18 protein-coding genes and 2 pseudogenes are annotated in these 19,936 nt (G+C 66.5%); 8 read left to right on the forward strand and 12 right to left on the reverse strand.

The window, feature by feature from the left end; all coding sequences use genetic code 11:
* Positions 1 to 44: 44 nt before the first annotated feature.
* The 8 genes and pseudogenes from AC1RT8_RS16670 to AC1RT8_RS16705 form a co-directional block, all read right to left on the reverse strand.
* Positions 45 to 527 (reverse strand): annotated as a pseudogene (locus AC1RT8_RS16670) (sigma-70 family RNA polymerase sigma factor); the annotation flags it as partial.
* A gap of 125 nt (positions 528 to 652) precedes the next feature.
* The gene (locus tag AC1RT8_RS16675) at positions 653 to 2,002 is read right to left on the reverse strand and encodes a PepSY-associated TM helix domain-containing protein (RefSeq protein ID WP_493076834.1); all 1,350 of its coding nucleotides are present in this window, start codon (positions 2,000 to 2,002) and stop codon (positions 653 to 655) included.
* A complete protein-coding gene (locus AC1RT8_RS16680; protein WP_493076773.1) occupies positions 1,999 to 2,574 on the reverse strand; it encodes a hypothetical protein in 576 nt (191 codons plus the stop codon). The genes AC1RT8_RS16675 and AC1RT8_RS16680 overlap by 4 nt, the downstream gene beginning before the upstream one ends.
* A 2-nt stretch (positions 2,575 to 2,576) precedes the next feature.
* The gene (locus AC1RT8_RS16685; protein WP_493076774.1) at positions 2,577 to 2,756 is read right to left on the reverse strand and encodes a hypothetical protein; all 180 of its coding nucleotides are present in this window, start codon (positions 2,754 to 2,756) and stop codon (positions 2,577 to 2,579) included.
* A 252-nt stretch (positions 2,757 to 3,008) separates the two neighbouring features.
* Positions 3,009 to 4,685 (reverse strand): putative bifunctional diguanylate cyclase/phosphodiesterase, encoded by a 1,677-nt coding sequence (locus AC1RT8_RS16690; RefSeq protein ID WP_493076775.1) that lies wholly within the window; start codon positions 4,683 to 4,685, stop codon positions 3,009 to 3,011.
* Positions 4,686 to 4,756: 71 nt separating this feature from the next.
* Positions 4,757 to 5,284: a Smr/MutS family protein gene (locus AC1RT8_RS16695; RefSeq protein ID WP_493076835.1), complete on the reverse strand. Its 528-nt coding sequence runs from the start codon at positions 5,282 to 5,284 to the stop codon at positions 4,757 to 4,759.
* 25 nt (positions 5,285 to 5,309) lie between these two features.
* Complete coding sequence (gene mltA / locus AC1RT8_RS16700) at positions 5,310 to 6,569, reverse strand: murein transglycosylase A (protein ID WP_493076776.1); 1,260 nt, start codon at positions 6,567 to 6,569, stop codon at positions 5,310 to 5,312.
* Complete coding sequence (locus AC1RT8_RS16705; protein WP_493076777.1) at positions 6,566 to 7,210, reverse strand: Tim44/TimA family putative adaptor protein; 645 nt, start codon at positions 7,208 to 7,210, stop codon at positions 6,566 to 6,568. Before AC1RT8_RS16705 ends, mltA begins: the two co-directional genes overlap by 4 nt.
* A gap of 178 nt (positions 7,211 to 7,388) precedes the next feature.
* Here AC1RT8_RS16705 and secB point away from each other — a divergent pair, with 178 nt between their 5' ends.
* The 4 genes from secB (at position 7,389) to AC1RT8_RS16725 (ending at position 11,310) form a co-directional block, all read left to right on the forward strand.
* Positions 7,389 to 7,898 carry a protein-export chaperone SecB gene (secB, locus tag AC1RT8_RS16710; RefSeq protein ID WP_493076778.1) on the forward strand — a complete coding sequence of 170 codons (510 nt, stop codon included), beginning with the start codon at positions 7,389 to 7,391 and terminating at the stop codon, positions 7,896 to 7,898.
* A gap of 28 nt (positions 7,899 to 7,926) precedes the next feature.
* On the forward strand, positions 7,927 to 9,495 hold the full coding sequence (gene murJ / locus AC1RT8_RS16715) for a murein biosynthesis integral membrane protein MurJ (RefSeq protein ID WP_493076779.1): 1,569 nt from the start codon (positions 7,927 to 7,929) through the stop codon (positions 9,493 to 9,495).
* A 12-nt stretch (positions 9,496 to 9,507) separates the two neighbouring features.
* Positions 9,508 to 10,512 carry a tryptophan--tRNA ligase gene (gene trpS / locus AC1RT8_RS16720; RefSeq protein WP_493076780.1) on the forward strand — a complete coding sequence of 335 codons (1,005 nt, stop codon included), beginning with the start codon at positions 9,508 to 9,510 and terminating at the stop codon, positions 10,510 to 10,512.
* Positions 10,513 to 10,668: 156 nt separating this feature from the next.
* A complete protein-coding gene (locus AC1RT8_RS16725) occupies positions 10,669 to 11,310 on the forward strand; it encodes a DUF4136 domain-containing protein (RefSeq protein WP_493076781.1) in 642 nt (213 codons plus the stop codon).
* Between the two features lie 152 nt (positions 11,311 to 11,462).
* Here the strand turns inward: AC1RT8_RS16725 and dnaA are convergent, their stop codons facing one another.
* From dnaA to mutM, 3 genes are all read right to left on the reverse strand, one after another.
* Complete coding sequence (gene dnaA, locus AC1RT8_RS16730; RefSeq protein ID WP_493076782.1) at positions 11,463 to 12,812, reverse strand: chromosomal replication initiator protein DnaA; 1,350 nt, start codon at positions 12,810 to 12,812, stop codon at positions 11,463 to 11,465.
* A gap of 517 nt (positions 12,813 to 13,329) precedes the next feature.
* Positions 13,330 to 13,593: a 30S ribosomal protein S20 gene (gene rpsT, locus AC1RT8_RS16735; protein WP_272627889.1), complete on the reverse strand. Its 264-nt coding sequence runs from the start codon at positions 13,591 to 13,593 to the stop codon at positions 13,330 to 13,332.
* 455 nt (positions 13,594 to 14,048) lie between these two features.
* On the reverse strand, positions 14,049 to 14,858 hold the full coding sequence (gene mutM, locus AC1RT8_RS16740; RefSeq protein WP_493076783.1) for a bifunctional DNA-formamidopyrimidine glycosylase/DNA-(apurinic or apyrimidinic site) lyase: 810 nt from the start codon (positions 14,856 to 14,858) through the stop codon (positions 14,049 to 14,051).
* 80 nt (positions 14,859 to 14,938) lie between these two features.
* Between mutM and AC1RT8_RS16745 the strand changes: the two genes are divergently transcribed.
* Both AC1RT8_RS16745 and ubiB read left to right on the forward strand, forming a co-directional pair.
* The gene (locus AC1RT8_RS16745; protein ID WP_493076784.1) at positions 14,939 to 15,670 is read left to right on the forward strand and encodes a class I SAM-dependent methyltransferase; all 732 of its coding nucleotides are present in this window, start codon (positions 14,939 to 14,941) and stop codon (positions 15,668 to 15,670) included.
* Between the two features lie 10 nt (positions 15,671 to 15,680).
* A complete protein-coding gene (ubiB, locus tag AC1RT8_RS16750) occupies positions 15,681 to 17,213 on the forward strand; it encodes a 2-polyprenylphenol 6-hydroxylase (RefSeq protein WP_493076785.1) in 1,533 nt (510 codons plus the stop codon).
* Between the two features lie 36 nt (positions 17,214 to 17,249).
* Here ubiB and AC1RT8_RS16755 read toward each other — a convergent pair whose 3' ends face one another.
* The gene (locus AC1RT8_RS16755) at positions 17,250 to 17,579 is read right to left on the reverse strand and encodes a hypothetical protein (protein ID WP_493076786.1); all 330 of its coding nucleotides are present in this window, start codon (positions 17,577 to 17,579) and stop codon (positions 17,250 to 17,252) included.
* A gap of 16 nt (positions 17,580 to 17,595) precedes the next feature.
* Between AC1RT8_RS16755 and AC1RT8_RS16760 the strand changes: the two genes are divergently transcribed.
* Together AC1RT8_RS16760 and coaBC are read left to right on the forward strand one after the other, a co-directional pair.
* Positions 17,596 to 18,714 (forward strand): hypothetical protein, encoded by a 1,119-nt coding sequence (locus AC1RT8_RS16760; RefSeq protein ID WP_493076787.1) that lies wholly within the window; start codon positions 17,596 to 17,598, stop codon positions 18,712 to 18,714.
* 9 nt (positions 18,715 to 18,723) lie between these two features.
* Positions 18,724 to 19,895 (forward strand): annotated as a pseudogene (coaBC, locus tag AC1RT8_RS16765) (bifunctional phosphopantothenoylcysteine decarboxylase/phosphopantothenate--cysteine ligase CoaBC).
* Positions 19,896 to 19,936: the final 41 nt, after the last annotated feature.

A 19,936-nucleotide genomic window follows, 5' to 3' on the forward strand; every position in this document is an offset into this window, starting at 1 on the left:
TGCCGCCCTGTTACACCCTTCAGACGTCGCCGATCCCGCATACCTCAGTCCTTCATCGCGCGCCGCAGGTGCGCCATCGCGACCGCGATATGTTTCTCGACGCCGCTGCGGCTGATGCCCAGCCGCGCGGCGATCTCCGCGTGCGACAGCCCCTCCAGCTTGTGCAGCCGGAATGCCCGTCCGGCAGCTTCGGGCAGCGCTGCGATCGCGGATGCCAGCGCAGCGGCTTCCTCGCGTGCCAGCAGGTCGGCCTCCGCATTGGGAGACAGGTCGGCCGGCTCGGCGCCCGGCCCGCTATGCGCCGTCGCCCATTGACGGTCGCGCGCCGCGGTGCGTTGCCGTGCCCGGACAGCGTCCAGCGCGAGGTTCTGCGCGGCGCGATAGAGATAGGCCCTGCCATTGGCGATCGGTCCGGAATCGATTGCCTGGAGCCGGAGCCACAGATCCTGGAGCACATCCTCCGCCGCCGCGGGATCGCCAAGGCGCGCCGTCAGGAACCGCAGCAATTCGCCGCGTATTTCCGTATAGACTTGGGCGAGTCCGGATGACTGGGCGGAAACGGGTACGTCCTTCGCTTGTTGCCCGCGTGTGTGCCGCGCGCCGCCGTGATGGGCAAGGACCGGCTTTCAGCGCCCCCTCAAGCGGACGATCGTCACGAAGCCCATAATGCCAGCGCGGTGCCCAGAAGCAGCGCCACGACCAGCGATCGCCTCAAGAGCTTTTCCAGCTTTCCCCGCGTCGTGACGAGCAACGCGATGGGGATCAGCGCCGCCGTGGCGAGCCAGTAAGTCGCGACGAGCGGCACGCCGTTTCCGAGCAGCTTGCGCAGGATGAAGGTCGCGGCGAGGATCAGCGGCGATCCCCAGACCACGGCATCCCACAGCGCCCGGAGCCGCGGCTCCTGGATGCCGCGGCGCTCGCGCTTGCCGAGCCAGATATAGCTGCCGGTCGCGCAGATGCCGGTCAGCGCCAGTCCGAGAAGGAAATAGATCAGCTTGACGGGCAAGCCGCCGAAATTGCCGAAATGGAGATCATAGGTCGAGGCCGATACCTGCTGGCCGATCGCGCCGTCGGACAGGCCCGCCGTGCCCATGAAGCGGCCCCGCGCGTCGAAATTATAATATTCGCCGAAGACCAGCCGACGCTCCGGCGTCCCCAGTATCTGGATGTGCTGACCGGCGGTCATCGGGTCGTGCAGGGTGACATAGGTCAGCCGCAATCCCGGATAATGTGCCTTCATGTACCCCAGCGCCGTCGCGACATCCGGCGCGGGCGCGGCTTTTTTGTCGGGCTTGCCTTCCACACCGAAGATCGGGGCATAGACCGCTTCGAGATCGCCGCCATAACTCACCGTCGCCACGCTGTACGCCGTGACCGTCCCCAGGCCGATCAGGGCACCGGTGAGCGCGATGGCGATGCTGAACGGCAGGGTCCAGACGCTCAGCCGATTGTGCCAGTCGGCAAGGCCGAGGCCGTTCCTGTCCCGCGCGCGCAACCGGAAAGCATCGCGGAAGATGCGCGGATGGGCGATCACGCCGGACAGCGCCAACGCCAGCATCATGACGCCGAGTATCCCGACGATGGTGATGCCGATGACGCCGGGAATGTTGAGGATATAATGGAGTTCGACCAGGAAATCGGACCAGGCGATCTCCTCCTTGCCCGCAACCGCGCCGCTCGCGTCGAGATGTACCGCCTGATGATCGGTCGTGATCGTGGCGCGCGGCAGGGTCTCGACCGGCAGATGGACGTAGAGATGCGTGGTGCGCGGCTTGCCCGCCTCGCTCGCCAGCACCGCCGCGATCCCGCGCTGGACCGCCTGGGGGTCGATCGCCGCCATTTCCGGCGCGTTCGGCTGCTCGATCCGCTGCCACTCTTCGTAGAAGACGGCGAGAGTCCCGGTGAGGCTGACGATGTAGAGCAGCATGCCGGCCAGCAGGCCGATCGCGGCATGCGCCGAGAGAGCACGCTTGATCGTGGAGCTTTCGGGAGCGACCGTCATGCCGCCACCCCAATGATCACCGCCAGCACGCCGGGCACCGCGCAGGTCGCCAGCAGCCGCCATTGCCGCGCGCGGCGTTCTTCCATCAACACCGCAAAGGCGAGCAGAGTCCAGGCGAGCGGCATCACGAAGAAGCTCGCGACATTGGCATTGGCGTCGCCCGCCCCCGACCAGGCGACGAGGCCGCGTGCCGCGATGGCGAGCCCGACCGAGACGATCATCGCGACGAGGGTGACGATCAGGAAAGTGACGATCCGCCGCCCGAGACGCCATGGCTCGCCACCTTCCGGCAGCGCGCCCGCGCGGCGGTTGGAGGCCTTGTTGGTCGTGGCCGGCGCCAAACCGGCCGCATAAGCGAGGATCAGCAGTGCCGCCGCCATGCCCAACAATGAAGCGATGGCCATTCCCCAGGCGCCGGCGCTCAGCCACCCCAGGACAGCGCCGAGCGCAAACAGGCCCCAGCCCGCGCTGTTCCAGGCCGGGGAGCGCTTCGGCAGAGACCAGGCGAAGCGCAATGCCGCACTCCCGCACGCCGCACTTGCCCCCGCCGCGATGAGAAGACCGTTGCTCATCATCAGAAACGATAGGTCGCGCCAAGGGTGAAGCTGCGCGGCGCGCCGTAGCGATACTGGCTGTAGAAGCCGATCTGGCTGTAATAGGCCTTGTCGGGAAGCGTATAGGTGCCCGTGACGACGATCTCGTCGCCCGCATCCGTCTTTTCTTCCGCGGTCTGCGCGACTGCAGGAAAGGCCATGGCGAGCAGCGACCCGCCAAGAAGCAACGATGCGCAGAGTTTCAATCCGTATCCCCAATATGCAGGCTCGGGGGACCGGGCCGACCCTCCGATCAGGTGCATTAGTGAGATTGAGAAGCGATCGCAATAATAAGATCGATGCGGGCGAGCGCGGCCGCGCTGCGAGTCGCCCGTGCAACGCCGTCAGGCACGAACATCCGGCTGACGGGTTTGCGAATAACGGAAGCACCCTTCTGGCGCTCGCGGAAAGTCTCAGCCTGCCGCTTTGTGCCGATCGTCCCCGCGGGACCAGGCGATGAAAGCCTCTTCGTCCATCGGCGCGGCGATCGCATAGCCCTGGATCACGTCGCAGCCGATCACCCGCATCACGTCCGCCTGCGCCTGGGTCTCGATCCCCTCGGCGACCGCCTCGCAGCCGATGCCGTGGATCAGGCCGACCACCGCATGCGCGATCGTACGCGCCTCGGCATTGTCGGCGATATGCTCGATCAGGCTGCGGTCGAGCTTGACCCGATCGACCGGCAGGTCGCGCAGCCGCGCCAGGTTGGAATAGCCGGTGCCGAAATCGTCGATCGCGATCGTCGCGCCATCGGCCCGCAGCAGGGCGATCGCCTCGACCACCTCCTCGCTGCAGTGCATCGCCAGCGTTTCGGTGATCTCCAGCTCGAGCAGCCGGGCTGGCGCACGGGCAGCCAGCATCGCCTCGCGCAAGCGCCGGAAGAAGCTGGCATGGTCGAGCTGGCGCGGGCTGATGTTGATCGCGAGCCGCTGCTCGATACCGATCCGGCCCCAGCGCGCGATCGTCTCGGCGACGGTGCCGATCACCCATTCGCCGATCTCCACGATCAGCCCGGTCTCCTCGGCACGCTGGATGAAGCTGCCGGGCAGCCGCACGCCGTCGCGCGGGTGGCGCCAGCGGAGCAGCGCCTCTGCGGCGACGATCTCGCCACCCCACACCGCGACCTGGGGCTGGAAGACCAGGGTGAACTGGTCCTGCTCAACCGCCTCGCGCAAATCCCGCTCGAGCTGGGCGCGATCGGCGATCTGGTTGGCAAGCTCGTCGGTGAAATGTTCGGCGCGGCCGCGGCCGCTTGCCTTGGCGTGATACATGGCGGCGTCGGCCGCGCGCATCAGATCGGTCAGGTTCTCGCCGTGCTGCGGGCGCAGCGCGATACCGATCGACGCGCCGATCTCGATATCGTTGCCGACCAGGTCGAACGGCTCGCTCAGCGCGAACAGCACGCCGCGGCCGATCCGCGCCGCTTCGGCCGGATCATGGACGTCGGGGAAGAACATGGTGAATTCGTCGCCCGCCAGCCGCCCGATCAGCGGCTGCGGCACGCCCGTCTCGGCGGTCACGCGGTCGGCGACGGCGCGGAGACGGTTGGCAACCATGCCGAGCAGCATGTCGCCCATCGCATGGCCCATCGTGTCGTTGACCACCTTGAACCGGTCGAGATCGATGAAGAACAGCGTCGCGCCCGCGCCCTGCGGCATGTCGGTCAGCGCCCGCTCGCAGGTGCGGCGGAAATTGGTGCGGTTGGGCAGCGAGGTGACGGGATCGAACATCGCCAGCCGGTGGACACTTTCCAGATTGGCGTTCAATTGCTGGAACAGCCCGTTCATCGCATGCGCGAGCTGGGGCACATTCTCCCCGATCTCAGCGGGGATCTCGCCCTCCAGATCGCCATGCGCCGCACGCGTCAGCCGGGCGATCGCCGCGTCGATCGCCGCAGCGGTCCCGGCGATCGAGCGTTCGGCGGAGGCCCAGCACATTGCCGCGCAGACCAAGGCCGGGATGAGAGCGCGCGAGACGTTGTCGATGCCGATCTGCCCGCTCGACGTCGCCACGAGCGCGAGAATGAAGGCAACCGCCCCGGCACACATCGCGAACACGATGGCACGACTCTTGAGCGATACGCCTTCCATTGCGATCCAGAGATCCCCCGCAGCGGCGGACAAAAATCGTCCGGTCGAGCGGCGATTATCGCCGATAGAGGTTAAAATTTTCGGTGGGCGCGGGGCTTCCTGAGAATGATGTAGAGCGCGCCGGTGCCGCCATGGCGCGGATGCGCGCCGCGCACCGCCGCGATCGACGCGGCATGGCGCGACCCCGCGAGCCAGTCCCCCACCGCCGCGCGGATCGCCCCGCGCGCATGCGGCCGCTCGCTCTCGGCGCGGGGCGGCTTTCCGGTGACGAGCAGGATCAGCCGATCGCCGTCGCGGATCGACCGGTCGAGTGCCGAATCGAGCAGCGCATAGGCGGAGGCGAGATTATGGCCGTGGAGATCGATCGTGTCGTCAGGCGACACCAGGCCGCGCGACAATTGTCGATCCCAGCTGCCGTCGAGCGTATTGCTCGGCTGCGCGGGGGGTACGGGTGCCTTCTTGGGCTCCATGCGCGGCGGCTTGGCGGCCGACTTCACTGCGACTTTCGGCGACGACGGGGCAACAGGCTCCGCCCGGGCGACGGCAATGGCCGCCCTGGTCGCAGCCCTGGTTTTCGCCATCGGCCGCACCGTCGCCATCACCTTCGCCCAGAGCGCGGCTTCGTCAGGGGTTAACGGGCGCTCCGCCACTGGCCCTCTCCGCCGCGAGCCGCGCCATGGTACCGGTCGGCAGCAGCAGGAAAGCGGTGCCCCGCGCCGACATGCCGCCCGCCCGTGCCTCGGCATCGTCACCCGCGCCCCAGAAGGTATCGAAGCGGTTGCTGCCCCGGATCGCGCCGCCGGTATCCTGCGCGATCCACAGCCCGGTCGCATCGGTGCGGTCCATCGACAGGAAGGCGGGCGCGCCGAGCGGCACGAACCTGGGGTCGGCGGCCACGCTCACCCCGGCGGTCACCGGCAGGCCCAGCGCGCCGAGCGGCGGTGTCTGCTGTTCGCGGAAGAACACATAGCTCTTGTTCTCGCGCATGATCGCCGCGCCCTCCTCGGGGTGGCTGCGCAGCCAGGCGACGATGCCCTGCATCGATGTCTGCCCGGGCCCGAGCAGCCCGCGCTGCTTCATCAGCGCACCGATACCGGTATAGTCGCGGCCGTTCTGGCTCTCGTACCCGATCCGCATCACCGAGCCGTCGGGCAGCTTCAACCGCCCCGATCCCTGGATCTGCAGGAAGAACAGCTCGACCGGGTCGGCCGCCCAGGCGATGATCGGCGCGCGCTGCGCCAGCGCCCCCTGCTCGATCGCGGTCCGGTCGAAATAGGGCACGAAATTGCTGCCATCGACCCGCCCGCGGATTTTCTTGCCCTTCAGGTCGGCGCTGAACTGGCTGAGGTCGACATCGACCAGATCGGCCGGCCGGCCATAGATCGGCACGTCATAGCCTGGGCGGCGATTGCGCGATCCGGCAATCTCGGGCTCGTAATAGCCGGTCGCGAACGCCTTGCCGTCACCGACCTGCACCGTCTCGAACCATTGGGCGAAAAAGCCCCGCGCCGCGCCCGATCCGACTCCGGTCGCGGCCGAACAGGCCGGCTGCCAGTCGGCGCCTCGGGTCAGGCCCGAGGCATCGGTGCGGCGTTGCAGGGTGGCACAGCTCGTCCGGAACGCGGCCAGCGCCCGCGCGGCCTGCGCTTCGCTGATCGGCAGTGATCCAAGCGGCGGCCCGGCCAGCAAATCCGCCTTGGCGGCTGTGGCAGTCGCGGGCGGAGCGATGGCAGGAGCCGGCGCGATCGGGGTCGCGGGAACCGGTCGAACAACCGGCGCTGCGCTGTTGGTGGAAGGTCCGGCAGGGCGCGGCACGACACCACCGCTACAGGCGCTCAGCACCAGCGCGAGCGCTATGATCCCCCCGCGACGCATGACCGTCACGCTTCGTCGGTGTCGGCGAGCTTCCAGTTCGGATCGCTGCTCTTCAGCGTGCGGGCGAAGGTCCAGACGTCATGGGTCTCGACGGCGTCGCTCATCGATCCGGCAACGAGATTGCCATCGGCATCGCGAGTCACCGCGGCGATATCGGCATCGAAGCGTACGGTGATGCGCGCCTGGCGGTTCTCGACCGAGGCATCGGAGATCATCGCGCGCTCGATCGACACCAGCCGGTTGTCGAGCACATGACCCGCGGCGGCGCGCTCGGCGATCGCCTCGGCAAAGGCGCCGCGCACGCCGTCGTCGACCAGCCAGCCGAGCGACTCCTCGTCGCCCTTCCAATAGGCTTCGAGGATCATGCGATAGGCCGCCTGGGCGCCTTCGACGAACTGGGCGACATCGAAGCTCGGTTCGGCCGCGACGATGGCGCGAAGACCGGCCTCGGCACGCGGATCGATATTGCGAGTCGCAACCTCGCGCGGTTCCTGCACGACCTCGATCGGGCGAGGCAGCGGAGTCACCGGCGCGCGCTCCTCCGCGGGCTTGGGAAGGACCTGCTCATGCCCCGTCCGCTTGCCAAGCACCATGTACAGACGCAACGCCAGAAAAGCGGCGACCATCGCGAGAAGAACTACAAAGAGCACCTTGCCTCCACTATCGGCTAATCATCTACATAGGCGTAACGCGCGAGCGTTTCAAATGGCACAACTCGCTTGTTGCGGCGGCAGCCGTTGAACTGCCCGCCGCCCCCTGCTAGGCGCGCGGTCGCCGGCACGCCACAGGGGGCGGCCGATATTTCGATCTTCAAGGAATGGACTTTCGATGAGCGAGCAGGACGACGGCATCATCACGGGCACCGAGCCCCTCCCCAATGGCGCCGACACGACGCCGGCGGCCGGTCTCATCTCGCAATATGTGAAGGACCTGTCGTTCGAGAATCCCAATGCGCCCGCGATCTTCCAGATCCAGGCCGCGCCGCAGATCGACGTCCAGTTCAACATCGGCACCGCCCAGGTCGGCGACGAGATCCATGAAGTGGTGCTCCGCGTCGAGGTCCGCGCCGAGACCGAGGGCCAGGTCGCCTTCATCGTCGAGCTGACCTATGCCGGGTTGTTCGGCCTGCGCAACATCCCCGAAGAGCATGTCCAGCCCTTCCTGCTGGCCGAGGCGCCGCGCCTGCTCTTCCCGTTCGCGCGCCGCGTGCTCGCCGATGCGGTCCGCGACGGCGGCTTCCAGCCGCTGCTGCTCGAGCCGATCGACTTCGCCGCGATCTACATGCAGCAGTCGGAAGCGCGCGATCAGGCCGCGGCCGGGGAAATCGGCACCGCCTGATTCCCTCGGGCCTGCGGGACCAAAAGCCATGAACCTCACGCGCGCGCTGGGATCGATCGGGGGTCTCACCCTCGCCAGCCGCGTGCTGGGGCTCGTGCGCGATTCGCTGTTCGTCCGCTTCGTGGGCGCGAGCTTCGCGTCTGACGCCTTCCTGGTCGCCTTCCGCCTGCCCAATCTGTTCCGCGCGCTGTTCGCCGAGGGCGCCTTCTCGGCCGCCTTCATCCCGATGTTCAACCGCAAGGTGGCGGACAAGGACGGCCCGGGCCTCCCCGCCGGTGTCGCCTTTGCCGAGGACGCGCTGTCGGTCCTCCTGCCGGTGCTGATCGTGATGACGATCGTCGTCGAGATCTTCGCCTGGCCGGTGACCTACGCCATGTCGGGCAAGTTCAACGGGATCAGCAACGATCAGTTCGCCTTCGCGGTCGAGCTGTCGCGCTTCACCTTTCCCTATCTGCTGTTCATCAGCCTGGTGTCGCTGCTCGGCGGCATCCTCAATTCGCTGCACAAATTCTGGGTCAATGCGGCGGCACCGATCCTGCTCAACCTGACGCTGATCGCGGCGCTCCTGTTCTTCCACAATCACGATCCGTATCTGACCGCGCGCAACCAGGCGATCGCGGTCAGCGTGGCGGGCCTGCTGCAATTGCTCTGGCTGATGCATGCCTGCTGGCGGAGCGGCGTAAGACTGCGCCTCAAGCTCCCGCGGCTCAGCCCCGATGTGAAGAAGCTGATGGCGCTGATCTGGCCCGCCGCCGCCGGTGCCGGCGCGGTGCAGATCAACCTGGTCGTCTCGACCGCGCTCGCCGCCTCGCTGCTGCCCGCCGGATCGGTCACCTATATCTACACCGCCGACCGGGTGAACCAGCTGCCGCTCGGCCTGATCGGCATCGGGCTCGGCACCGTGCTGCTGCCGCTCATCTCGCGCCAGCTCGGCGCGGGCGAGGACAAGGCGGCGATGGAGTCGCAGAATCGCGGCATGGAGCTGGCGCTGCTGCTCACCCTGCCCGCAACCGTCGCTCTGGTACTGTGCGGCGGCCCGATCGTCGCTGCGTTGTTCGAGCATGGCAAGTTCACTGCGCAGGACACGTTCTTCACCGCCCAGGCGCTCTCGGCCTTCTCGATCGGCCTGCCCAGCTACATCCTCGTGAAGGTACTGACGCCGGGCTATTATGCCCGGTCGGACACGAAGACGCCGGTCCGCTACGCGACGATCAGCATGGTGGTGAACCTCGTGCTCAACCTCGCGCTCATCGTGCCGCTCAAGCATATGGGGCCGCCGCTGGCGACCGCGCTTGCCTCGACGGTCAACGTCTTCCTGCTGTATCGCACCTTGCGCCTGCGCGGCCATTTCGAGCCCGACCGGCGCCTGCTCCACCGCGCCTGGCGGCTCGGCGCGGCGGCGCTGGTGATGGGCGGCATCCTGTGGCTGCTGCAGGGGCTGCTCACGCCCTATCTCCATGGCAGCTGGATGATCCGCACCGGCGCCATGCTGGCGCTGGTCGGCGCCGGCGGCTTCGTCTATGCGGTCGCCACCTTCGTCCTCGGCGCCTTCACCCGCGACGATCTTGCTTTCCTTCGGCGCAAACGCGCCAACTGACACGAGAACAACATGCGCGTCGTCTCCGGCATCCAGCCCACCGGCAATCTCCACCTCGGCAATTATCTGGGGGCGATCAAGCAATGGGTGGCGATGCAGGATTCGATGAAGCCGGGCGAGGATTGCCTGTTCTTCCTGGCCGATCTCCATGCTTTGTCCCAGCCGGTCGTCGCGGCCGAGCTGACCTCGAACTCGATCGAGATGGCCGCGACCCTGCTGGCCTGCGGCATCGATCCCGACCGCGCGATCCTGTTCAACCAGGCGCGCGTGCCGGCGCATAGCGAACTCGCCTGGCTCCTGGGCGGCACCGCGCGGATGGGCTGGTTGAACCGCATGACCCAGTGGAAGGACAAGGCGGGCAAGAGCGGCGAGAGCCAGAGCGTCGCCCTGTTCACCTATCCGGTGCTTCAGGCAGCCGACGTGCTGCTCTACCAGGCGACTCATGTCCCGGTCGGCGAGGACCAGAAGCAGCATCTCGAGCTCGCCCGCGACATCGCGACCAAGTTCAACAATGATTACGGGGTGGAGCTGTTCACCCTGCCCGAGCCGTTCGTGTCGAAGGCGGCCCCGCGCATCATGAGCCTGCGCGACGGCAGCGCGAAGATGTCCAAGTCCGACCCGTCGGACGCATCGCGCATCAACCTGGTCGATAGCGACGACACGATCGTGCAGAAGCTCAAGAAAGCGAAGACCGACCCCGAGCCTCTGCCCGCCACCTTTGCCGAACTGGCCGATCGTCCCGAGGCGAAGAACCTCGTCACCATCTATTCGGCGCTCGCCGACATCACCACCGATGCGGTGATGGCGGAGTATGGCGGCAAGGGTTTCGGCGCGTTCAAGCCGGCGCTGGCCGATCTGGCGGTGGCGAAGCTCGGGCCGATCCGCGACCGGCTGACGGCCTTGCTCGACGACCGAGCCGCGGTCGGCGCGGCGCTGGCCAAGGGCGGCGCCCGGGCGAACGCGCTCGCGGCGCCGACGCTTCTGGCGGCACAGCGGGCGGTGGGCTTGCACGTCTGATCGGCTTCCCCATGTTGGGTGGACCGGGGTTTTTCCGGGGATTTGCATCGCGCCATTCAAGCGCTATTCATAACGGGTGCAGCACAAATGCAACCGACTGACTTTACGACGCTTTCTCCTCATCCCCCGTCTTCTCCTGATCAAGGTCGCAAGCCCATGAAGATGTTCTCGATCGCCGCTATCGCCCTGCTCGCGCTGGGCGGTTGCGCCACGCCGTTCAACGCCAAGGTCTCCCGCTTCCAACAACTGCCCCAGGCGCAGGGGCAGAGCTTCGTGGTCAAGGCGATCGACCCGCGGCTCGATGGCGGCATCGAGTTCGGCCAATATGCGCAACTCGTCTCGGCCAAGCTGTCGGCCAATGGCTATCAACCCGCCGCCGATCCCGCCCGCGCCGATCTGGTGGTGAAGATCGGCTATGACGTCGACAAGGGCCGCGAGAAGGTGGTGACCACGCCGGGCTTTGGTGGTGGCTTCGGTTATGGCGGCTTTGGCCCCGGCTATGGCGGCTTTGGCGGTCGGTACGGCTATTACGGCCGCAGCCGCTTCGCCTTCGGTTTCTACGATCCGTTCCTGTTCGACAACGACGTTTCGAGCTTCACCATCTACACCAGCGAGCTGAACCTGCGCATCGACCGCGCCGACAACGGCAAGAGCGTGTTCGAAGGCACCGCCAAGGCCCAGTCGCGCAACGACGACCTGCCCTATCTGGTCCCGCGCCTGGTCGAAGCGATGTTCACGGGCTTCCCCGGCAATTCGGGTGAGACGGTGAAGATCACGATCGCACCAGAGAAGAAGTAAGCCCCAATCCCTGAAAGGGAGGGGTCGGGGGTGGGTGCGCGCGTCTGCGCGCCCAAAAGACTCGGCAACGCTGGCGACAAAAGAAAAAGGCGGGCATCGAGCCCGCCTTTTTCTTACCCACCCCCTGCCCCTCCCTGGAAGGGAGGGGGGTTTTACCCCTCAAGCTCCCGCAACAACGTCCGCACTGCGCCGTCGATCTCGCGATCCTTGTCGCGCAGTTCCTCGATGCGGCGTACCGCATGGATCACCGTCGAATGATCGCGGCCACCGAACTTGCGGCCGATCTCCGGCAGCGATCGGGTCGTCAGGCGCTTGGCCAGGTACATGGCGATCTGGCGCGGGCGCGCCACCACCACCGCACGCCGCGCCGAGACGAGATCGATCGGCTTCAACTCGAAATGCGCCGAAACCGCGCGCTGGATCTCGTCGATCGTCACGCGCCGCTCGGCCCCGCGCAGCACTTCGCCGAGCGTCGCCACGGCGAAATCCATGTCGATCGTCTCACCGGTCAGCTGAGCATAGGCGACCAGCCGGTTGAGCGAGCCTTCCAGGTCGCGGATATTGGCGGTGATGCGCGACGCCAGCAGGTCGAGCACGTCCGTCGGCACCCCTGCTTCGGGCATGTCGGCCAGCTTGCGGTCGAGCACCGCCCGGCGCAGCGCCAAATCGGGCGCCTTGATGTCCGCCACCAGGCCGACCGACAGGCGCGAGGTGATCCGCGCCTCGACCCCGTCGAGCCCCTGCGGGCACCGGTCGGCGCTGATCACGAGGCGTTTGCCGGTCGCCATCACTTCGCTGACGGTGTGGAAGAATTCCTCCTGAGTCGCGTCCTTGCCGGCGATGAACTGGAGATCGTCGATCATCAGCAGATCGGCCGCACGCAGCCGTGCCTTGAAGCTGTGGGTGTCGCGCGCACGGAGCGCCTGGACGAACTCGAACATGAAGCGCTCGGCCGACATCATGATCACGTTCGCATCAGGACAGGCCTCGAGATAGGCCGCGCCGATCGCGTGCATCAGATGGGTCTTGCCCTGCCCGGTGCCGCTGTGAAGGAACAGCGGGCTGAAGCGGGGCTTCCCGGCCTGGGCCAGCGCGTTGGCGGCATTGAAGGCGACCCGGTTGGATGCGTCGACCACGAACCGGTCGAAGGTGAAACGCGGATCGAGCGCCGGGCGCGCCGACACGGGCGCCGCGATGGACGCCGCGGCCGCAACCGGCGCCTCGACGCTCAGCACCGTCGGCGCCGCCTTGGCGGAGCGGGTCTCGATCGAGACGCTGCGCACATCGGGCAGGATCGCGCGGAATTCCTGGAACAGCCGGTCGGCGTAATGATTGCGGACCCAGTTGGTCATGAAGGCGGACGGGAGCGCGAGGCGAATCGTGTCCGACTCGGCGCCGTCGATCAATTCGATCGGCTTCAGCCACTGGTCGAACAGGCGCACGCCAGCGGATTCGCGCAGATGCCCGCGCACCGTGCCCCACGCCTTCGCTGCGTCGCTCAACCGAGCCGCCTCTCCGGTAACAGTCCCCGCCAACACCCAATCCTTCTCCCGGTGGCGGGGCAGATTGCCCCGTGCCGCCTGATTCCAAACAGACAAGCCTCCCCCCAGCCGGAATCATCGTCCGCCTGACTTCGAAGGTCTCAATTAGGCTGCGGGACTGAACGTCCGCGCGGCAAACCTCGATTATGAAGATCGAACCGAGTCGGGCAAGAGCTACAGACGTAACAAAACCGAAATAAACGGGATTGACTCGGGATACGCCAAGGATTCCCGTTAAAAATCTTACAAGCCGCTGGTAACGGCCGATAATTTCAAGCGGCGGTATCCACGGTCCCTGCGAATCGTGGTGAATCCTGACTTTTCATGATTCGGGTATGGAGCCGATCCGAATTGGTACCAAATCGTGCATAGCAGCATAACCGTGTTGCGCGCTCATGATAGCCATGTTGCACGCACATGACAAAAAACCCGCCGGAAGAATCCCGGCGGGTCGTTGTTCCGACCGATCCGAAAGGGGTCAGGCGAGTGCGGTGAGTCGCTTGGTCAGGCGCGAGAACTTGCGCGAGGCGGTGTTCTTGTGGAGCACGCCCTTCGCAACGCCCTTGGCCAGCTCGGGCTGCATCGCTGCAACCGCGGCGCTCGCGGCATCCTTGTCGCCCGACGCCAGTGCGGCCTCGGCCTTCTTCACGAAGGTCCGGATACGGCCAACGCGGTTGCCGTTAACTTCAGCGCGACGTGCGTTGCGCCGAATTCGCTTTTTCGCCTGTGGCGTGTTCGCCATGAAGCCCTCTGATCTGAAATAAAGAAAGGGCGCGGACGGCAAAGCCCGCAGCCCCGGAAAGCGCGCCTCTTACTGAGGATGAGTGAGTCGGTCAACCGGCCCTTTTCATCTTCGTCACCCTGAACGCGTTTCAGGGTCGAGGCGCGGACAGGACCCATACTCGCGTCGTCCTTGGGTCAACTGACCGCGCCTAAAAGCTGAAACGAGTTCAGCATGACGGCTAGGGCGGATCGACATTCACGCAGACGATCGCTCCTCTCCAGTGGGAGAGGATAGTGAAGCTTGGCAGCTTGCTGCCTAGCGTAACTTGGAGAGGGGTTCCGGGAGCCCTCGATAGCTCCCGGGGCCCCTCTCCAACTGCGCCTAATTCGCTGCGCTCATAAGGCTTTGTATCCTCTCCCAAAGGAGAGGACGAGGGCCGGCGCATCTGAATGTCGATCTGCCCTGATACCGCATTAGCGCTGGCATTTCGGGCACCAGAAGGTCGAACGCCCGCCCTCGGTATAGCGCTCGACCCTGCCCCCACAGTCGCAGGCCTCGCCTTCGCGACCATAGACCCGCCACTGCTTGGAAAAATAGCCGAGTTCGCCGTCGGGCCTGGCATAGTCGCGCAAGGACGACCCGCCGGCCTCGATCGCTGCTGCCAGCACCGTGCGCACCGCCGCGACCAGCCGCTCGAGCCGCGCCAGCGATATCTGGCCGGCGGGCCGCATCGGCGCGATGCGGGCGAGATGAAGCGCCTCGCACACATAGATATTGCCAAGCCCCGCGACGATTCGCTGGTCGAGCAGCATCAGCTTGATCGACGCGATGCGCCCGTCGAGCGCTCTCAGCAGATAGCGTGCAGTGAAATCCGGGCCGAGCGGCTCGGGCCCCATCGCAAGGAAGGGCGGATGGCTGGCGAGCGAGTCGGTCGGCACCAGGTCGAGCGAGCCGAATCGCCTGGGATCGTTGAGCGCGAGGCGATGCTCGGCCGTCTCGACAATCAGGTGATCGTGCGGCAGCACCTCGCTCGGATCGACTCGCCAGCGGCCCGACATGCCGAGATGGAAGATCATCGTGTCGCCGCGATCGGTATCGATCAGCCCATATTTGGCGCGCCGGCCCAGCCTCGTCACCACGGCGCCGGTGAGCCGCTGACCGAGATCGGCGGGGAAAGGCCGGCGCAGATCCGGACGCCGCATCTGGACCAGCGTGATCCGCTGGTCCTGCAGCACCGGGCGCAGGCCGTTGACGGTGGTTTCGACTTCTGGAAGCTCTGGCATACGGCTTCTTCACGGGAACGGCACAGACAAGTCAAACGTGACGGTTTGCTCTGGCCGCGCCCTCCGCTAGAGCGACGCGAATGAGCGACACCGTTTCCTTCGGCTATGAAGACGTGGCCCCCGAAGAGAAGACGCGCCGGGTCGGCGGCGTCTTCTCCAGCGTGGCCTCGCGCTACGACATCATGAACGATGCGATGTCGGGCGGCATGCACCGGCTGTGGAAGGACCGCTTCGTCCGCCGGGTGAAGCCGCGCGCGGGCGAACAGATCCTCGATATGGCCGGCGGCACCGGCGACATCGCCTTCCGGCTTGCGAAATCCGGCGCCTCGGTGACGGTCGCCGACATCAATCCGCAGATGCTCGAAGTCGGTATGGAGCGGGCGCAGAAGCGCGGCATCGACGGCCTGGTATGGACCGAGGCCAATGCCGAGACGCTCAGCTTCCCCGATCGCTTCTTCGATGCCTACACCATCGCCTTCGGCATCCGGAACGTGACCGACATCCCCAAGGCGCTTCGCGAAGCGCACCGGGTGTTGCGGCGTGGCGGTCGCTTCTTCTGCCTCGAATTCTCGACCACGCTCTGGCCGGGCTTCGCCGACATCTACGACGCCTATTCGCACAAGGTCGTGCCTAGGGTCGGCCAGCTCCTGGCGCAGGATGGCGAGAGCTATCGCTACCTGATCGAATCGATCCGCCGTTTCCCCGACATGCCGACCTTCGAACGGATGATCGGCGAGGCCGGCTTCGTGCAGACCAGTGTCGAGCCGATGCTGGGCGGGCTGGTCGCGATCCATAGCGGCTGGAAGATTTGAGCCAGCCCCAATGACCGCACCCGCCGTACATCTCTGGCGGCTCCTGAAATGGGGCCGAATCCTCGCGCGTCACGGTGCGCTCCGCGGGATCGAGCGCGACCCCAACACGCCGACGCGTATCCGCCGCCTCGTCCGCGTTGCCCGGCTGGGTGCCCGCGTTCCCGAAACGCCGACTTATGCCGACGCGCTGCAGGCGATCGGCCCGGCTGCGATCAAGCTCGGCCAGACGCTCGCGACCCGCCCCGATATCGTCGGCGAAGCGGCAGCGAAGGACCTGATGCGCCTTCAGGATTCGCTCCCGCCTTTGCCCTATGAGACGATCCACGCGGCGATGACGCGCGCCTTCGGGCGCCCGCCCGAAGAATTGTTCGCCTCGATCGATCCGGTACCGGTCGGCGCCGCTTCGATTGCCCAGGTGCACCGTGCGACCACCACCGATGGCCGCCATGTCGCGGTCAAGGTGCTGCGCCCCGGCGTCGAGGAGGAATTCGCGCGGGCGATCGACACCTATCAATGGGCCGCCGCGCAGATCGAGGGACTGGGGGGCGAATTGTCGCGCCTGCGCCCGCGCCTGGTGATCGAGACGTTCAAGCGCTGGACCGCCCGCGAGCTCGACTTGCGGCGCGAGGCAGCGTCCGCCTCGGAACTGGCCGATGCGATGGAGGCTCAGCCCGACTTCATCGTGCCCGCGATCGACTGGCAGCGTACGACCAGCAAGGTCCTGACCATCGCCTGGGTCGACGGCATCAAGATCGCGAACCGCGCCGCGCTGGTCGAGGCGGGGTACGACCTGCCCAAGCTCGCGAACACGCTGGTCCACGCCTTCCTGCGCCAGGCGATCGCCGAGGGTTTTTTCCATGCCGACATGCACCAAGGCAATCTGTTCGCGCTGCCCGACGGGCGGATCGCGGCGATCGATTTCGGCATCATGGGGCGGATCGACCGGCGCGCCAGGGTGTGGCTGGCGGAGATTCTCTACGGACTGATCACCGGCAACTACAAACGCGTCGCCGAGATTCATTTCGAGGCGGGCTATGTGCCTGCCCACCACAATGTCGCCGAGTTCGCGACCGCGCTCCGCGCCGTCGGCGAACCGATGCGCGGGCTGGCGGTCAAGGACATGTCGATCGGCATGATGCTCGACGGGCTGTTCAACATCACCCGCGATTTCGACATGCAGACTCAGCCGCATCTGCTGCTGCTGCAAAAGACGATGGTCATGGTCGAGGGCGTGGCGACCAGCCTCGATCCCGATATCAACCTGTGGGATTCGGCCGCCCCCTTCGTGCGTGAGTGGATCAGGACCGAGCTGGGCCCGGAGGCCGCGGTCGCTGACCGACTCATCACCGACCTGCGCACGCTGGCGCGCCTGCCCGACCTGATCCGTAACATCGAGCTGCGCTATCCAGCCCCGGGCGGCGCCCCCCCCGCCCCGCCGCTCAAGGAGATCGAGATCGTCCGCATCGGTGGTGGCTGGCGCTATGCCGCGGTCGCCATCGTCAGCGCGCTCGCGGCGGTCGCCGCGACCTTGCTGGTCCGCTAGGATGAGGCGGCCCGCTGCGCTGGCGATGCCCTCGATTCAAAAACGGGCATCGTCAATGCAGCTTGGCCCGATCGGGGTGCCATATCGGTCCCGAACCTCCTTTTCCCCTGTTGGTGGATGTTGGACGATGCGAAGCCTTTTTTCCCCCTTTAACAGCGGAAAGTCCGGTGATTTTTCCGCTGTTTTTCCGCTGTTATCCGTAACAGCGGTAAAACCGGCCAACTCATTGACCACAGGGCGGAAAAAATGGTTCGAAATCCAACATAACAGCGGAAGAAAAAAAACAGCGACGCGAACAGGGGAAAATCGGGCGAAACCAGCGCTGATTTCCGCCCCGACTCGGCCCCGGGATCGCCAGTTCGTCACGGTCCGGGGCTAGACCTTGGCCCGTCCGCAAAACCCGCTCTGGCTGACCGCCCCCTCCCGCTTCGCCGCCCTGAAGCAGCCGACCGCGCGCATCATGCTGGCGTTGCTCGCCATCCTGCTTGTCGCAAGCCTGTCGGCTTTGGTCAGCCCGGGCCCGCCGCCCGTCAGCCACGATCCGGCCCAGCGCGCCGACGACGAGGCGGACGTCGTGTTGTACGAGACGATCGTCGCCGGAGTGCGCGGCGGCGGCGACTATTATGCGGTCACGGCGCAGGCGCTCCGCACCGGCAATTATCCGCTCAGGCCTTTCGTCACCTTTCGCCTGCCGACGCTCGCAACCGTGCAGGCAGCCATGCCGCCGATCGGTACGGTGATCCTGCTCTATCTGCTTGCAGCTACCGTGATGCTCGCCTGGTTCATTCGGCTTCGCCCCGCCTTTGCCCGCGCGCCGCCGCTGGCGATCGCGATGGTGCTGCTCGGCGGGGGCATGATGGCGTTCGTCCAGCCCGAGCTGGCGAGCTTCCACGAGATATGGGCCGGCCTGCTGATCGCCCTGTCGCTCGCGCTCCGGCGTAGCGACCGCTGGGTCGAGGCGGTTGCGTTCGGCCTGATCGCGATGCTGATCCGCGAGACGGCGGCGCTCTATGTCGGGATCATGCTGGTGCTCGCCCTGGCCGAGGGGCGCCGCCGCGAGGCGATCGGCTGGGGTGTCGCGATCCTGGCGCTGGCGGTGGTCGTGGGGGTCCACGCGCATGCCGTCAGCCTCGTCGTCCGCCCGATCGACCCGGCCTCGCCCGGCTGGGCTGGCATGCTCGGCTTCGGGTTCTTCGTGAAGACCATGTCGCTGTCGACCGCGCTGAACCTGGCCCCGACCTGGCTTGCCGCCCTGCTGGTCGCCTTTGCCCTGTTCGGCTGGGCTGGATGGAACGACGAACTCGCCCTCCGGGCGGTGGCGGTCTTCGCTGCCTATGCCGTGTTGCTGAGCCTGTTCGGGCGCACCGACACCTTCTATTGGGGACTGATGATCGCGCCCACGATCCTGGTCGGCCTGGCATTCGTGCCCGACGCCCTGCGCGACCTGATCGCCGCCGCGCGCGACAAAAGGCGGATCATCGTGACTCGAATGGTCAGATAGGAGGCTGGGATGAAGATCCTGCTCATCGTCGGCGGCGGCATCGCGGCGTACAAGGCCTGCGAGCTGATCCGGCTGTGCCGCAAGGCAGGCATCGAGGTGAAATGCGTGCTCACCGCGGGCGGCCAGCATTTCATCACGCCGATGACCCTTGCCGCCCTCTCGGAGAACCAGGTCTACACCACTCTGTGGGACCTGAAAGACGAGACCGAGATGGGCCATATCCAGCTCAGCCGCGAGGCCGATCTGGTCGTGATCGCTCCGGCGACGGCCGACCTGATGGCCAAGATGGCCGGCGGCATCGCCGACGATCTGGCGACGACGCTGCTGCTCGCGACCGACAAGCCGGTGCTCGCCGCACCGGCGATGAACGTGCGCATGTGGGGCCATGCCGCGACCCGTCGCAATGTCGCGACCTTGCGCGGCGATGGCGTCACCGTGCTGGAGCCCGACGAAGGCCCGATGGCGTGCGGCGAGTACGGCCCCGGCCGCCTCCCCGAACCCGAGGCGATCCTCGCTGCGATCCAGCAGGCGCTCTCCGGCTCGTGACACTTGCCGGCAAACATATCCTGGTTACCGCCGGGCCGACTCACGAGCCGATCGATCCGGTGCGCTATCTCGCCAACCGCTCGTCCGGCCGGCAGGGCTTCGCCATTGCGCGGGCGCTGGCGAAACTCGGCGCTCGCGTAACACTGGTCGCTGGACCGGTGACGCTGGATACGCCGCCCGGCGTCGACCGCATCGATGTCGAGACCGCGATGGAGATGGCCAATGCCGTCGCCCAGGCGCTGCCGGTCGATGCCGCGGTGATGGTCGCCGCGGTCGCCGACTGGCGTGTCGACACCGCCGGCCAGAAGATCAAGAAGGGCGTGCTGCCGCCCGTGCTCCATCTCGTCGAGAACCCGGACATTCTCGCCATCCTGGCCAAGAGCCCGCGCCGGCCGGGGCTATTGATCGGCTTCGCCGCCGAGACCGAGCATGTCATCGAGCACGCCACCGCCAAACGCGTGCGCAAGGGTGCCGACTGGATCGTCGCCAACGATGTCTCGGGCGATGTGATGGGTGGAACGGCCAATGCGGTGCATATCGTCACCGCCGATGGGATCGAGAGTTGGGAACGGCTGCCCAAGGAAGAGGTGGCGGCGCGGCTGGCCGACAGGATCGCCGGGGCGTTGACACGATAGCATTTGTTCTTGATATGTTCCGATCGCCGCTATATTTCTTC

The sequence above is a fragment of the Sphingomonas sp. GW821-FHT10F11 genome (assembly GCF_058809095.1).

Coding starts and splice junctions, on each gene's coding strand:
- murJ (WP_493076779.1), top strand. CDS start 7,927: ATGAACCTCACGCGCGCGCTGGGATCGATCGGGGGTCTCACCCTCGCC.
- AC1RT8_RS16725 (WP_493076781.1), top strand. CDS start 10,669: ATGAAGATGTTCTCGATCGCCGCTATCGCCCTGCTCGCGCTGGGCGGT.
- AC1RT8_RS16690 (WP_493076775.1), bottom strand. CDS start 4,685: ATGGAAGGCGTATCGCTCAAGAGTCGTGCCATCGTGTTCGCGATGTGT.
- secB (WP_493076778.1), top strand. CDS start 7,389: ATGAGCGAGCAGGACGACGGCATCATCACGGGCACCGAGCCCCTCCCC.
- trpS (WP_493076780.1), top strand. CDS start 9,508: ATGCGCGTCGTCTCCGGCATCCAGCCCACCGGCAATCTCCACCTCGGC.
- AC1RT8_RS16680 (WP_493076773.1), bottom strand. CDS start 2,574: ATGAGCAACGGTCTTCTCATCGCGGCGGGGGCAAGTGCGGCGTGCGGG.
- ubiB (WP_493076785.1), top strand. CDS start 15,681: ATGACCGCACCCGCCGTACATCTCTGGCGGCTCCTGAAATGGGGCCGA.
- mutM (WP_493076783.1), bottom strand. CDS start 14,858: ATGCCAGAGCTTCCAGAAGTCGAAACCACCGTCAACGGCCTGCGCCCG.
- AC1RT8_RS16745 (WP_493076784.1), top strand. CDS start 14,939: ATGAGCGACACCGTTTCCTTCGGCTATGAAGACGTGGCCCCCGAAGAG.
- AC1RT8_RS16685 (WP_493076774.1), bottom strand. CDS start 2,756: ATGGCCTTTCCTGCAGTCGCGCAGACCGCGGAAGAAAAGACGGATGCG.
- rpsT (WP_272627889.1), bottom strand. CDS start 13,593: ATGGCGAACACGCCACAGGCGAAAAAGCGAATTCGGCGCAACGCACGT.
- AC1RT8_RS16675 (WP_493076834.1), bottom strand. CDS start 2,002: ATGACGGTCGCTCCCGAAAGCTCCACGATCAAGCGTGCTCTCTCGGCG.
- AC1RT8_RS16695 (WP_493076835.1), bottom strand. CDS start 5,284: ATGGCGACGGTGCGGCCGATGGCGAAAACCAGGGCTGCGACCAGGGCG.